The sequence below is a fragment of the Marinobacter salinisoli genome (genome assembly GCF_017301335.1).
GTDB classification, from domain to species: Bacteria; Pseudomonadota; Gammaproteobacteria; order Pseudomonadales; family Oleiphilaceae; genus Marinobacter; species Marinobacter salinisoli.
On sequence record NZ_CP071247.1, the window covers coordinates 912,715 to 926,058 of the forward strand.

At 60.1% G+C, this 13,344-nt stretch carries 11 protein-coding genes and 1 riboswitch; of the genes, 7 read left to right on the forward strand and 4 right to left on the reverse strand.

Annotated features, from left to right (window positions below; genetic code table 11):
- Positions 1-38: 38 nt before the first annotated feature.
- The gene (locus LPB19_RS04075; protein ID WP_206644839.1) at positions 39-1,400 is read right to left on the reverse strand and encodes a glycine cleavage T C-terminal barrel domain-containing protein; all 1,362 of its coding nucleotides are present in this window, start codon (positions 1,398-1,400) and stop codon (positions 39-41) included.
- 214 nt (positions 1,401-1,614) lie between these two features.
- Here LPB19_RS04075 and LPB19_RS04080 point away from each other — a divergent pair, with 214 nt between their 5' ends.
- On the forward strand, positions 1,615-1,932 hold the full coding sequence (locus LPB19_RS04080) for a PA4642 family protein (protein ID WP_206644840.1): 318 nt from the start codon (positions 1,615-1,617) through the stop codon (positions 1,930-1,932).
- 37 nt (positions 1,933-1,969) lie between these two features.
- On the opposite strand, the gene LPB19_RS04085 is transcribed toward LPB19_RS04080, so the two are convergent.
- Positions 1,970-2,419, reverse strand: coding sequence for an Hsp20/alpha crystallin family protein (locus LPB19_RS04085; protein ID WP_206644841.1), 450 nt, complete (start codon positions 2,417-2,419; stop codon positions 1,970-1,972).
- Between the two features lie 177 nt (positions 2,420-2,596).
- The gene (locus LPB19_RS04090) at positions 2,597-3,139 is read right to left on the reverse strand and encodes a gamma carbonic anhydrase family protein (protein ID WP_206644842.1); all 543 of its coding nucleotides are present in this window, start codon (positions 3,137-3,139) and stop codon (positions 2,597-2,599) included.
- Between the two features lie 97 nt (positions 3,140-3,236).
- Between LPB19_RS04090 and prlC the strand changes: the two genes are divergently transcribed.
- From prlC to LPB19_RS04120, 6 genes are all read left to right on the forward strand, one after another.
- The gene (prlC, locus tag LPB19_RS04095) at positions 3,237-5,282 is read left to right on the forward strand and encodes an oligopeptidase A (RefSeq protein ID WP_206644843.1); all 2,046 of its coding nucleotides are present in this window, start codon (positions 3,237-3,239) and stop codon (positions 5,280-5,282) included.
- A 56-nt stretch (positions 5,283-5,338) separates the two neighbouring features.
- Positions 5,339-5,590 carry a YheV family putative zinc ribbon protein gene (locus LPB19_RS04100; RefSeq protein WP_206644844.1) on the forward strand — a complete coding sequence of 84 codons (252 nt, stop codon included), beginning with the start codon at positions 5,339-5,341 and terminating at the stop codon, positions 5,588-5,590.
- A gap of 79 nt (positions 5,591-5,669) precedes the next feature.
- The gene (locus LPB19_RS04105; protein ID WP_206644845.1) at positions 5,670-6,206 is read left to right on the forward strand and encodes a DUF924 family protein; all 537 of its coding nucleotides are present in this window, start codon (positions 5,670-5,672) and stop codon (positions 6,204-6,206) included.
- 370 nt (positions 6,207-6,576) lie between these two features.
- The gene (locus tag LPB19_RS04110) at positions 6,577-7,497 is read left to right on the forward strand and encodes a DUF1295 domain-containing protein (RefSeq protein ID WP_206644846.1); all 921 of its coding nucleotides are present in this window, start codon (positions 6,577-6,579) and stop codon (positions 7,495-7,497) included.
- A gap of 138 nt (positions 7,498-7,635) precedes the next feature.
- A riboswitch (cobalamin riboswitch) is annotated at positions 7,636-7,849 on the forward strand.
- Positions 7,850-7,960: 111 nt separating this feature from the next.
- The gene (locus LPB19_RS04115; RefSeq protein WP_206644847.1) at positions 7,961-10,726 is read left to right on the forward strand and encodes a ribonucleoside-diphosphate reductase subunit alpha; all 2,766 of its coding nucleotides are present in this window, start codon (positions 7,961-7,963) and stop codon (positions 10,724-10,726) included.
- 123 nt (positions 10,727-10,849) lie between these two features.
- Complete coding sequence (locus LPB19_RS04120; RefSeq protein WP_206644848.1) at positions 10,850-11,908, forward strand: ribonucleotide-diphosphate reductase subunit beta; 1,059 nt, start codon at positions 10,850-10,852, stop codon at positions 11,906-11,908.
- A gap of 63 nt (positions 11,909-11,971) precedes the next feature.
- Here LPB19_RS04120 and LPB19_RS04125 read toward each other — a convergent pair whose 3' ends face one another.
- Entirely contained in the window at positions 11,972-13,294 is a 1,323-nt protein-coding gene (locus LPB19_RS04125) for a Na+/H+ antiporter family protein (protein ID WP_206644849.1), read from the reverse strand.
- Between the last annotated feature and the right edge of the window lie 50 nt (positions 13,295-13,344).

The following is a 13,344-nucleotide window of genomic DNA, read 5'->3' on the forward strand; positions in this document are numbered from 1 at the left end:
GTGTGAACCGTCTGCTGTGCTGCGTGCTGCCCTGAGGGTCAGTCCGCGAAGTCGATGCCTTTGGCGCGCGCACGCTCCCGGGCATTGGGATTGACCGATGGGCGGAAGGGTACTTCCACCACTTCGGCCTCGACCGCGGTTGATCCATCCGGGGCGGCGTATTCCACCGGCAGGTGCACGGTGAGCCTGGTGCCGATGGCGGTCATGTCGCAGGGCACGTAGGCCAGAGCGATGTTGGTTTCCAGCTCCGGCGAGTACCAGGGCGAAGTGACGTAACCCAACGGGTCGCCGCCGTCCGCACCGCTGATCAGCCAGAAGTCGTTGGAATAATCGGTGACCTCGCCACCGCCAAACCGCAGCCCCACCATCATGTGGGAGAACGGCGGTTGGCCGGCCTCCACCTGGTCGCGAACCTTCTCAAGCCGCTGTTTGCCGATGTAATCCGCCTCTTTGTTCCTGGGCACCTGGTAGGCCAGGTTGCACTGGAACGGCAGGGTCTCGGCATCCAGGTCCTGTCCCCAGGACAGAATGCCCGCGGCAATGCGGCGGTGATGGGCCGGAGCAATCACTCGGAGGTTGTGTTTTTCACCGGCTGCCAGCACGGCGTACCAGACATCCTCGGCGTATTTGGTCGAATCCTTCAGGTAGATTTCGTAGCCTTTCTCACCGGTGAAACCGGTCTGGGACACAATCACATCGTGGCCGGCCACCTGCCCCTCCATCAGGCCGTAGAAGGGAATGTCGCGAACCTCGTCACCGAACATGTCGGCCATCAGTGCCTCGGATTTCGGGCCCTGAATCTGCAGCGGAGAGACGTCGATTTCGGCGATACTGACGTTGAAGCCCATCCCGATGTTGACACCCCGCAGCCACAGCTCCAGGTCGCTGTCGGACAGCGAGAACCAGAACTCATCCTCGGCCACCCGCAACAGCACCGGGTCGTTGAGAATGCCGCCGTCCTCGTTGCACAGGATGACGTACTTACCGCGCAGGGGCTTGATCTTGGTGGCGTCCCGGGTGATGACGTAATTCACGAAACGCTCGGCGTCGGGGCCCTTGACCTGAATCTGGCGTTCGACGGCGACATTCCACAGGGTGACGTCATTGACCAGAGACTCGTACTCCACCATGGCACCGCCTTGCTCCGGGCGGACATAACCCCGCGGGTGATACATGCGGTTATACACCGTGGCGCGCCAGCAGCCTGCCTCGTAGGCCAGGTGCCAGTAGGGGGATTTGCGAACCCGGGTGGAGATCAGCATTTCCACCGGTGTGGGTCCGGACTGGCGCAGATTAATCGGAACCTTGCGATCGGACTGGTCGACCGAGTCGGGTTGCCTTGCGGCGCCGGCTCGCTGTTGCGGATAATTCTGCAGTGCTTCCTCGAATTTGACGGCCATGGCTGTCTCCCCCTCCTCGGTGGGTTGTTGATAGCATCACTGTGACCGTGTTTGGATTCTGCAGGTGGAACCGAAACGACATGGAAGCGACCAAAAACGGCAGGGCCTTATAGCCGTGCTGAAGCCGCTCATGCTGAATTCATATAACCCTAAATCTTTCAGGGCCTTATACTGTGGCGCCCTGACTATCCGATAACGCAACGAGGGAGCGATTATGAGTGGACCCGACAAACCCAAGGTCATTGGCGAGGACTGGAGCGATGAGCGCGTCAAAAGTTTTCTCGCCATTGATCCCTACAACAAGGATCTGAACCCGGATTTCTACGTGCTGCTGAAGGCCTATCAGTCCATGCGTGCGGGGGATTTCGAGCGTTTCATCGGGTTCTTCCAGGACGCCGGGCGCGACCTGAACGCCGTGAACGAACACGGCGAAACCATTCTGGATCTGGTGTCTCAGCATCGCCGCAGCGTGGACTACGCCCGGATGCTGGAAAAGGCCGGAGCCAAGGCGACAGCCGCCGCCGATCACTGAGACCGGCGGCAGCCTTTTCAGTTTGCCCTGATCGGGCTCAGTGCACGTCCACCTCGATGGCTTTGGGCTCTTTCGGCTCGGCTTTTTGCACCGTCAGCGTCAGCAGGCCATCCTTGAAGGCTGCTTTCACACTGTTTTCATCGACGTTGTCGGGCAGTGTGAAGCGTCTCAAAAAGCTGCCGTAGTAGCGTTCAATCCGGTGCAGCTTCTTGTCGGTGGACTCCTCCTCGTGCTTGCGCTCACCTTCGATGCTGAGCACACCGTCGTGCACGGTGACTTTGACGTCGTTCTTGTCCATGCCCGGTAACTCGGCCTCGATGGTAAAGGCTTCCGGCGTTTCCTTGATATCGACCGCCGGTGCCCAGTCGCTGCGGCTGAACACGTCCTTGCCTTCACCGCCGTTACGGGACAACCCGAAAACCCGGTTGTAGCGGTTCATCAGGTCTTCGAACTCATTGATCGGATTCCAACGGGTGATGTTGCTCATGGGATACCCTCCTCTTCACGAACACGAATCTGAATGTTGTTGACTCAGCTTCGCTCGCGGAACAGCTCCATTCCGGTGGCGCCGGGGCCGGATGGTTATCCGTGAACTTCTGCTATTCAGGAATGTAGGTTCGCCCAATCGCTTTTCAAGAGTCGGTCGATCAAATGTTGATCTGCGTCAGTTGTCGTGCTCCGACAGGTATTCGTCCTTCAGCTTGACGTAATTGCCGGCGGTGTAGGTGAAGAAGCTGCGTTCTTTCTCGGTCAGTGCCCGGGCCTGCTTGCAGGGTGAGCCCACGTACAGATGCCCCGATTTCAGCACCTTGCCCGGAGGCACCAGGCAGCCGGCGGCGACAATCACTTCGTCCTCCACCACCGCGCCATCCATGATGATGCAGCCCATGCCCACCAGTACCCGACTGCCGATGGTGCAGCCGTGCAACAGGGCCTTGTGGCCGATGGTGACGTCGTCGCCAATGGTGAGCGGATGGCCACCGGGGTTGAAGTCACTGGCGTGGGTAATGTGCAGCACCGAGCCATCCTGCACGCTGCAGCGGTCGCCAATGCGAATCCGGTGCATATCGCCCCTGACCACGGTCATCGGCCAGATCGAGCAATCGTCCCCGGTTTTGACATCGCCAATGACCACCGCACTGGGATCAATCCACGCGCGTTCACCAAAATCTGGCGTATAACCCTTGTGAGAACGTACATTCGTCATTACATATACCTGTTAGAAGAATCAATTACCGGGCGGCTCCCAACCCATCGGAGTCGCCTGAAAGTACCTTAGACAAACTTTGCTGAGAAGGGGGCTTATGAACAACCCGTTACTGTCTGACGATCTGTTGCCGAAGTTCAGCCATGTCCGTACCGAGCACATGGAGCCGGCCATTGACCAGATTCTCAGCGAGAACCGCATGAAGATTCAGCAGCTGGCCGAGCAGGAGGAGCCCACCTGGGACACCCTCGCCCAGCCCATGCAGGCGTTGGACGACCGGCTCAGCAACGCCTGGTCGGTGATCTCCCACCTGAACGCAGTGATGAATACCGACGAGCTGCGGGCGGTGTATAAAAAGTGCCTGGAGAAGCTGACCGAATACAGCACCGAAATCAGCCAGAACGAAGCCCTGTGCAACGCCTACAAGAAACTGGCCGCCCGGGACGACTTCCGGGACCTGAGCGAAGCCCAGCGCAAGTCGGTGGAAAACACCCTGCGGGATTTCCATCTGGGCGGCGTTGATTTACCCGAGGACCAGAAAAAACGTTATGCCGATTTGTCCCGGGAGCTGGCAGAGCTGTCCAACAAGTTCAGCGACAACGTGCTGGACGCCACCCAGCACTGGTACAAGCACATCACCGATGCCTCCGAACTGGCGGGCGTGCCGGAAAGCGCGCTGGAAGGCGCCAAGCAGGCAGCCGCCCAGAAAGAGCTGGATGGCTACGTGATTACCCTGGACTTCCCCAGTTTCTATCCGGTGATGACCTACTGCGACAACCGCGAGCTTCGCCGTGAAGTTTACGAGGCCTTCGTGACCCGCGCCTCCGATCAGGGGCCGGATGCCGGCACCTGGGACAACACCCCGGTGATGGCGGAAATCCTCAAGCGCCGGCACGCGCTGGCTCAGCTTCTGGGCTTTGATAACTACGCGGAGCGTTCTCTGGCCACCAAGATGGCCCGCAGCACCGACGAGGTCACCGAGTTCCTGAATCAGCTGGCGGTGAAGTCCAAACCCGTGGCGGAAAAGGAATTTGCCGAGCTGAAAGCCTTTGCCAGTGACGAGCATGGCGTCGAGGACCTGCAAGCCTGGGACGTGGGTTACTACAGCGAGAAGCTGCGCCAGAAACAGTACGACATCTCGCCGGAAACCCTGCGCCCCTGGTTTCCAGTGGACAAGGTGATCCCCGGGCTGTTCCGGGTGGCGGAAAAGCTGTTCGGCGTGCAGATCGAAGCGCGCCCGGACGTGGAAACCTGGCACGAGGACGCCACGGCCTACTGCATCAGCCGCAACGGCGAACCGGTGGCCTGGTTCTACTTTGATCTGTTTGCCCGTCAGGGCAAGCGCGGTGGCGCCTGGATGGCTGACTGCCGGGTGCGCTGGCGCAACCAGAAGGGCACCTTGCAGTTGCCGGTGGCCTTCCTGTCCTGTAATTTCACGCCGCCGGTGAACGGCAAGCCGTCCCTGCTGACCCACGATGAGGTCACCACGCTGTTCCACGAGTTCGGCCATGGTCTGCACCACATGCTGACTCAGGTCGAGGTGCTGGACGTGTCTGGTATCAATGGCGTGGCCTGGGATGCGGTGGAGCTGCCGAGTCAGTTCCTGGAGAACTGGTGCTGGAATCCGGAATCGCTGGCGCTGATTGCCTCGCATCATGAAACCGGTGAGCCGCTGCCGGAGGACTTGCTGCAGAAGTTGCTGGCGGCGAAGAACTTCCAGTCCGGCATGGCCATGGTGCGCCAGCTGGAGTTCTCCCTGTTCGATTTCCGCCTGCACGCGGAGTTTACCGATCAGGCACCGACCAACCCGCTGGATATGCATCGCCGGGTCCGGGAAGAGATTGCCGTGGTGGAAGCGCCGGAGTTCAACCGCTTCCCCAATGCCTTCTCCCACATCTTCGCCGGCGGCTATGCGGCGGGCTATTACAGCTACAAGTGGGCCGAAGTGCTGGCGGCGGACGCGTTTTCGCTGTTTGAGGAAAACGGCATCTTTGATCCGGATACCGGCCGGGCCTTCCTCGAGAACATCCTGGAAAAAGGCGGTTCCCGGGAGCCGATGGAGTTGTTCAAGGCCTTCCGGGGCCGGGAACCGGCGGTGGATGCCCTGCTCAAGCACACTGGCATCACGGACGAGGCCGCCTGATCCCCTGTATACCGGCAGTCGTAACGACTGCCGGTGAATGTTTTGCGGAGTGAGTTATGCCGAGTCCAAAGCGCTTTATCGCCGGTGCGGTTTGTCCCCGCTGTGCGGAGATGGACAAGATCACCATGCACACCACCGATGACGACGATCAGGTGCGTGAGTGCGTGGCCTGTGGATTTACCGATGCAGTGTCTGAGCAGCCCAAGCCTGAGGTGGCGGAACTGGAAACCCGGGTAAACAAACGGGCAAACACCGACGACCACACGGTTCAGCAGGTGGTGTTTTTCAAGGCCGGTCAGGAGGACTGACCGGCCCTTATCTGTTTCGAACAGCCAGGGGTCTTGCCGGTTGTGGCCACTGCCGTTTCGAGTGCACAGGAGCACACAGATGTATCAGGAAATCCTCGATTTTTGGTTCACCGAGCTTGAGCCCGAGCAATGGTGGCAAAAAGATGAAGCGCTGGATTCCATGATTCGAAGCCGGTTCGGCCCTGTGCATGCTCAGGCGAAAGCCGGTGAACTTTTTCAATGGCGCGAAACGGCGCCGGGCAGCCTTGCCGAGATCCTCGTTTTGGATCAGTTTTCCCGCAATATATACCGCGACAACGCAGCATCGTTCGCCTGCGACCCTCTGGCATTGGGCTTGGCGCAGGTGGCTGTTTCCAAGGGCTTTGACCTTGCGCTGAGCCCGGTCCAGCGCAGTTTTGTTTATATGCCTTTCATGCACAGTGAATCCAGGCGGATTCATGTTGAAGCGGTCCGACTTTTTGAATCATTGGGCATCGAAAACAATCTGGATTTCGAGTACCAGCACAAGAAAATTATCGACAGGTTTGGCCGCTATCCGCACAGAAACCGCATTCTAGGGCGCGTTTCCACGCCGGAAGAAACCGAGTTTCTGCAACAGGAGCACGCCGGCTTCTAAACAAGGCGATCAGGCCTGCAGGCACCGGGGCGTGTTCAAACGCCCTTCGGGCACAACACCGTTCGCAGAAGACCAGGACCTCGCCGGGCCTTAGAATGTGGCTGAGGGCACTGTTTCCAGCGGTGATACCGGCTATGTTGGTGCCTGCCCTCCCGGTGAGCATACCCACCAAACGACAGTTTCGCACTGAACGGGGCCACGCCGGCATTGGACGCACGGACCGGGCTTACGCGGAGTGAGTTCCAGTCTGCATGGCGCGATCCTATACTGGGCCGGGCGACGATGTCCGGAAACTTTATGTCGTGAGCTGTCCCTTGCTGGTGTATTCCACGCCGGGGCTCGAACATGCTGTAACAAAGGAATAATAACAATGAACTTCGGCACTCTGTTGTGCGTTACCTTTACCCTGATCTGGTCGGTGCTGGTGTTTACCGGCAACGACACCCTTCTGTCGATGTTGCTGGTCAACGCGGGCCTTCAGATTATGCTGTTCATCCTGGTCGCGGCTGTGCCCTATCTGAAGACAGGCCGCATGTCGTATGTCGATATAGCCTGGCCCTTCGGTGTCGCGCTCATCGGTGTCCTGATCATTGTCATGGGCGACGGCAGCTTGGTCCGCCGTGTTGCGGTCGGCGCTGTCTATCTGCTGATCGGTCTGCGCATGGGGCTGGGCGCGGTGACCATGGGGATGAAAACCGGTGTGATTTTCCAGCACGAGTTTCCGCGTTATGTGTATCGCCGCATGATGCTGGAGCAGTCCGGCTCCAGCCATATCAAGGCGCATTCGCTGGCGGAAATCATGGCGCAAGGCTTTGCCAACGCGTCTGTCCTTGCCCTACCGGGATTCATGCTGGCGGTGAATGCCAGCGACTCGGTCTCCTGGTGGGAAGTGGCCGGGTTGTGTATCTGGCTGACTGCCTATGCCCTGGAATCCACAGCGGACCTGCAAAAGCTGCGTTTCATGGCAAATAACAAGGGCGGTGTCTGCAATGTGGGGCTGTGGCGCTTCAGCCGCCACCCGAACTATTTCGCCGAGTGGCTGGTATGGACCGGCCTGGTGGTGGCCGCTGTTCCGTCTTGGCTGGCGCTGGCCGACTCGGAAGCCACCCTGGTGTGGGCGGTTATGGGCCTGGGCGCACTGGGGGCGTCTGCCGTGATGTACACAACGCTGGTGTACCTCACCGGGGCCACGCCGGCCGAGTACTATTCCGTGCGCAAGCGGCCGGACTATGCGCGCTACCAACAGCAAACCAACATGTTCTTTCCGTGGTTTCCCCGCACGGGTGCCTGAGTGATGAAGCAGCCAGCCGGCGCAGCCAGGGCTATTGCTGGCCTGGCTGCAGGTCCATCGGAAGGCGCCTGCCAAGTGTGAGCGCGCGGGCGCGGCGTTTTTCGACGCCGCTGTCTTGCTAGCCTCAAAAACACTGTATATAGTGATTCAATCCTTGGTTATACACCATATGTTGTTTTTATAACCAACTCGGTGTCGGGAATCCGGTGAGAATCCGGAACTGACGCGCAGCGGTATTGGGGAACAAGCGTGGCATCAAGACACTGGCATAGGCCGGGAAGTCGCCACGCAAGGCCGAATCGAACGATTCACGCCCCTGAGTCCGAAGACCTGCCAGGGATACAGCACTGCACCTTCGCGACTCAGGGTGAGCAGACCGGTTACCCCCGGCCGTTTGGACGGCGTGGTGTGCCCCTGCGTACGCGATGGTGAAGGAACCTAACGCGTATTCAGGAGTGAAACCATGTCCAGCACTGCCCTGGCTGACCCCCAGCCGCCGTTTCGAAACGCCCCAGAAACCCTGCAAGTCATCAAGCGCAACGGCACCCTCGTTGGCTTCGATTCGTCCAAAATCACCGTCGCTGTCACCAAGGCCTTTCTCGCCGTTGAGGGCGACCAGGCCGCCGGTTCGGCCCGTATTCACGATGCCGTCGAGCGCGTCACCGGTCAGGTGGTTCAGGCCATCAGCCGTCGCTTGAGGGCCGGTGGCAAGGTTCATATCGAGGATATTCAGGACCAGGTGGAACTGGCGCTGATGCGGGCGGAAGAGCAGAGAGTGGCCCGCGCCTATGTGTTGTACCGGGAAGAACATGCCCGGCAACGTGCCTGCGATGCACCGGTGGAGCCCCACCCGCACCTGACCGTGAAAAAAGCCAGCGGGCAAACCGCGCCTCTGGACCTGGGCTTGATGAAACGGCAGGTGGAACAAGCTGCGGCGGGGCTGGACGGCATCGACGGCGATGCACTGGTCGAGGAGGCGCTGACCAACCTGTACGACGGCATTGCCGAGCAGGACGTGCTGTCCGCCCTGGTCATGACGGCGCGCAGCCGTATCGAGCTGGAACCGGATTACAGCGCCGTCACCGCTCGCCTGCTGTTGGAACAACTGCGGCTTGAAAGCGCGGCTGCTCTGAATTTATCCACCGACCTGCCGCTGGCCGAGCTGTATCCACAGGCCCTGAAAGCATTCGTCGCCGCCGGCATCGGGTATGAGCTTCTCGATGCAGCCCTGGCGGATTTTGACCTGGAGCGTCTCGGCGCTGCCCTGACGCCGGAGCGGGATCTGCAGTTCGGCTTCCTCGGTTTGCAGACGCTTTACGACCGTTACTTCCTGCATTGGAACAAGACCCGGCTGGAGCTGCCCCAGGTGTTCTTCATGCGCGTGGCCATGGGCCTGGCGCTGCGCGAAGACGACCCCAATGCCCGCGCCATTGAGTTCTACAATCTGTTGTCGTCGTTCGACTACATGGCCTCCACGCCGACCCTGTTCAACAGCGGCACCCGGCACCCCCAGCTGTCGTCGTGCTACCTCACTACCGTCGGCGACGACTTGTCCGACATCTACGGCGCCATCCGCGACAACGCCCTGCTGTCGAAATGGGCCGGTGGCCTGGGCAACGACTGGACGCCGGTCCGGGCGCTTGGCTCTCACATCAAGGGCACCAACGGCCAGAGCCAGGGTGTGGTGCCGTTCCTGAAGGTCGTGAACGACACCGCCGTGGCGGTGAATCAGGGCGGCAAGCGCAAGGGCGCGGTGTGCGCTTACCTGGAAAGCTGGCACCTGGACATTGAGGAATTCCTGGAGCTGCGCAAGAACACCGGTGACGAACGCCGCCGTACTCACGACATGAACACCGCCAATTGGGTGCCGGATCTGTTGATTGAGCGCATGCGCGAAGACCGCGACTGGACCCTGTTCTCCCCAAGCGATGTGCCCGACCTGCACGACCTCTATGGCAACGAATTCCGTGCGCGTTACGAGCAGTACGAAGCGTTGGCGGAACAGGGTGAGATCACGTTGTGCAAGAAAATCCCCGCCAAACAGTTGTGGCGCAAGATGCTGACCGTGCTGTTCGAAACCGGCCACCCGTGGATCACCTTCAAAGACCCCTGCAACCTGCGTTCGCCCCAACAGCATGCGGGCGTGGTGCACAGTTCCAACCTGTGTACCGAAATCACCCTGAACACCAGTGCCGAGGAGATCGCCGTGTGCAACCTTGGCTCGGTCAACCTGGCGGCCCATGTCGCCAACGGCGAGCTCGATGTGCAACGGCTGGAACGTACCGTCACCACCGCGGTGCGCATGCTCGATAACGTCATCGACATCAATTACTACGCCGTGCCCCAGGCCCGTCATTCCAACCTGCAGCACCGACCGGTGGGCCTCGGCCTGATGGGATTCCAGGATGCGCTCTACCAGCTCGGCCTGCCCTACACCAGCCCGGAGGCGGTGGAATTTGCGGATGTGGCCATGGAACATCTCAGCTATTTCGCCATCCGCGCCTCGGCATCACTGGCCGCCGAGCGGGGTGCCTACGAAAGCTACGAAGGCTCGCTGTGGCATCAGGGCATCCTGCCCATCGACTCCATCCAACTGCTGAAACAGGCACGCCGGGAAGGCGACCTTACGGTGGACACCGGTGCTCGCCTGGACTGGACGCCGGTACGCGAACTGATTGCCCGGCACGGCATGCGCAACAGCAATGTCATGGCCATCGCACCGACCGCCACCATCTCCAACATCGTGGGCGTGTCCCAGTCCATCGAACCGGCTTATCAGAACCTGTTCGTGAAATCGAACCTGTCCGGCGAGTTTACGGTGGTGAACCCGTCGCTGGTGCGGGACCTGAAGGCCGAAGGGCTATGGGACAAGGTCATGGTCAACGACCTCAAGTACTTTGATGGCTCCGTTCAGCAGATCGACCGCATCCCGGATGAACTCAAGGCCCGCTACGCCACCGCCTTCGAGATCGACGCGCGCTGGCTGGTGGAAGCCGCCGCCCGTCGTCAGAAATGGCTGGATCAGGCCCAAAGCCTGAACCTGTACATGGCCGAACCCAGCGGCAAGAAACTCGATGCCCTGTACCAGCTGGCGTGGGAGCGGGGACTGAAAACCACCTATTACCTGCGCTCGCTGGGGGCAACCGGGGCGGAAAAGACTACGCCGGTTTCGGCGCCACAGCCACAGGTGTGCAGCATCGACAACCCCGATTGCGAGGCCTGTCAGTAACCACTGACAAACGCGGTGTATCAACTAGGACAACTCCGCCAGCCTGAAGAACCGAGCAGGTATCAGACCGGTTCCACCTCCCAATCGTCAGGCTGGACGATCAGTAATTCAGAGGTAAACAAAATGCTCAACTGGGACGACGAAGCAAAAACCCAACCACAAGCCACCGGCTCCAACGGCCCCGCCCCCATCAACGTCGACGACAAGCGGGTCATCAACGGCGAAACCGACATCAACCAGCTGGCGCCGTTCAAGTATCCCTGGGCTTGGGAATACTTCATGAATGCCAACAAAAACCACTGGACCCCACTGGACGTGAACATGGCCCAGGACGTCCACGACTACCACCACCGCCTGACCGCTCCGGAGAAGCACGTGTATGAAAATGTACTGGCCTACCTCACCACCTCCGACATCCTCGCCATGCGCAACATCGGCCTGGCCGTCATGGAAAAGATGAGTGCGCCGGAACTGCAGATTTACCAGGCCCGGCAGGTATACGAAGAAGCCATGCATACCTGGGCCTACCAGCATTGCATCGAAACCTTGAACCTGGATCAGCGAGAGATCTACAACCGCTACCGGGTGGTGCCGGCTATCAATGGCAAGATCCAGATCGCCAACCGCCGGCTGGATGCGGCCATGCGCCCGGACATGAACCTGCGCAACCGGGACGATTTGCAGGAATTCATCATGTCCTACCTGTTCTTCGCGGCGGTGTTCGAGGGTACCTGGTTCTACAACGGTTTCAGCCCCATCTTCGCCCTCCAGCGCCGGGGACTGATGCGGGGCACCGGCGAGCAGTTGCAGTACATCCTGCGGGACGAGGCGATGCACTTCTCCTTCGGGTTGAAGGTGGTGAACCAGATCGTGGAGGAGGAGAACATCAACTTCGACCCGAAGGCCGTGCGTGCTATGTGGGATGAATCCGAGGCCGCCGAGATCGCTTACGCCGAGTACATCCTGCGAGACCCGATTCTGGGGTACTCCGCGGACTACCACAGTGAGCAGTTCCGCTTCGTGGCCAATCGCCGGGCCCGGGCGGTGGGCCTGGATGAGCCCTTTCCCGGTGCGAAAAACGTGTCACCCTGGCTGGATGAGCAGGCGACCTTGCGCAAGGAGAAAAACTTCTTTGAAACCCGGGTGATCGAATACCAGACCGGCGCTCAATTGGAGTGGTAGAAAATCCATGCTCGAAGCCTGCGGTTGGTTGCAGGCCGCGAGCATGACTTCAGACTCGTCGGATCAAAGCACCATCGCCGCCAACCAGCCGAAGCCCAGCAGCGGCAGGTTGTAGTGCAGGAAGGTGGGTACCACGGTATCCCAGATGTGATTGTGCTGGCCGTCAACGTTCAGGCCGGATGTGGGTCCGAGCGTGGAGTCCGACGCTGGGGAGCCGGCATCCCCCAGAGCACCCGCCGTGCCCACCAGAGCGACAATGGCCAGCGGGCTGAACCCCATTTCCAGCGCCAGGGGCACGTACAGGGCGGCGATGATGGGGATGGTGGAAAACGAGGACCCGATGCCCATGGTGATCAGCAGCCCGACCACCAGCATCAGCAAGGCGGCCAGCGGTTTGTTGTCACCGATGGTGGCCACCGAGCTTTGTACCAGCGTGGCGATGTCACCGGTTTCCCGCATCACTTCGGCAAAGCCCGAGGCGGCAATCATGATGAAGCCGATCATTGCCAGCATCTTCATGCCTTCGGTGAACAGGTCGTCGGCTTCCTTCCACTTCACCACGCCCGACAGGTTGAACAGTACAAAGCCTGCCAGAGCACCCAGAATCATGGAGCCCAGCCAGAGCTGAACGACAAACGCCGCAACAATGGCGACCAGCGCCATCACCAGGGTGCGGGGGCTGTAGCTGGCATCCACCCGTTCGGTGCGGGCGATGGCGTCCAGGTTGTAATCACGCTTGCCCCGGTAGCTGAAAAATACCGCGATCAGCAGTCCCAGCAACATGCCCAGTGCAGGCAGAGCCATGGCGGACATCACGCGCAGGTCATCGGTATCGACACCATTTTCACTCACATTTGCGAGCAAGATTTCATTCAGGTAGATGCCACCGAAGCCGACCGGCAGAAACATGTAGGGGGTAATCAGGCCGAACGTGAGCACGCAGGCCACCAGCCGGCGGTCCATGTTCAGTTTCGCCATCACATACAACAGCGGCGGCACCACCAGCGGGATGAAGGCGATGTGGATGGGCAGAATGTTCTGGGACGAAATAGCAATCGCCAGCAGCAGGCCGATGATCAGAAAACGTACGCCATTCACCGCCGATGCATCGGTTTGCCGGCCAACCAGGGCCAGCGCCCGGTCTGCCAGCGCGTGGGCCAGACCGGATTTGCCGATGGCGACAGCAAACGCCCCGAGTGTGGCGTAGGACAGTGCTACCGTGGCGCCACCCCCGAGCCCGTTATTAAAGGCTTCTATGGTGGCTTCCAGCGACAGCCCGGCAATCAGGCCGCCGGATATGGCGCCGATGATCAGGGCAACGACAACGTGAATTCGACACAGGCTCAGAAGGAGCATGATGACAACCGATGCAACAACGGCATTCATGGTGAACTCCGGGTGTTCTCAGGAGGATTGGCCGCCGCCGTTCAGCGACG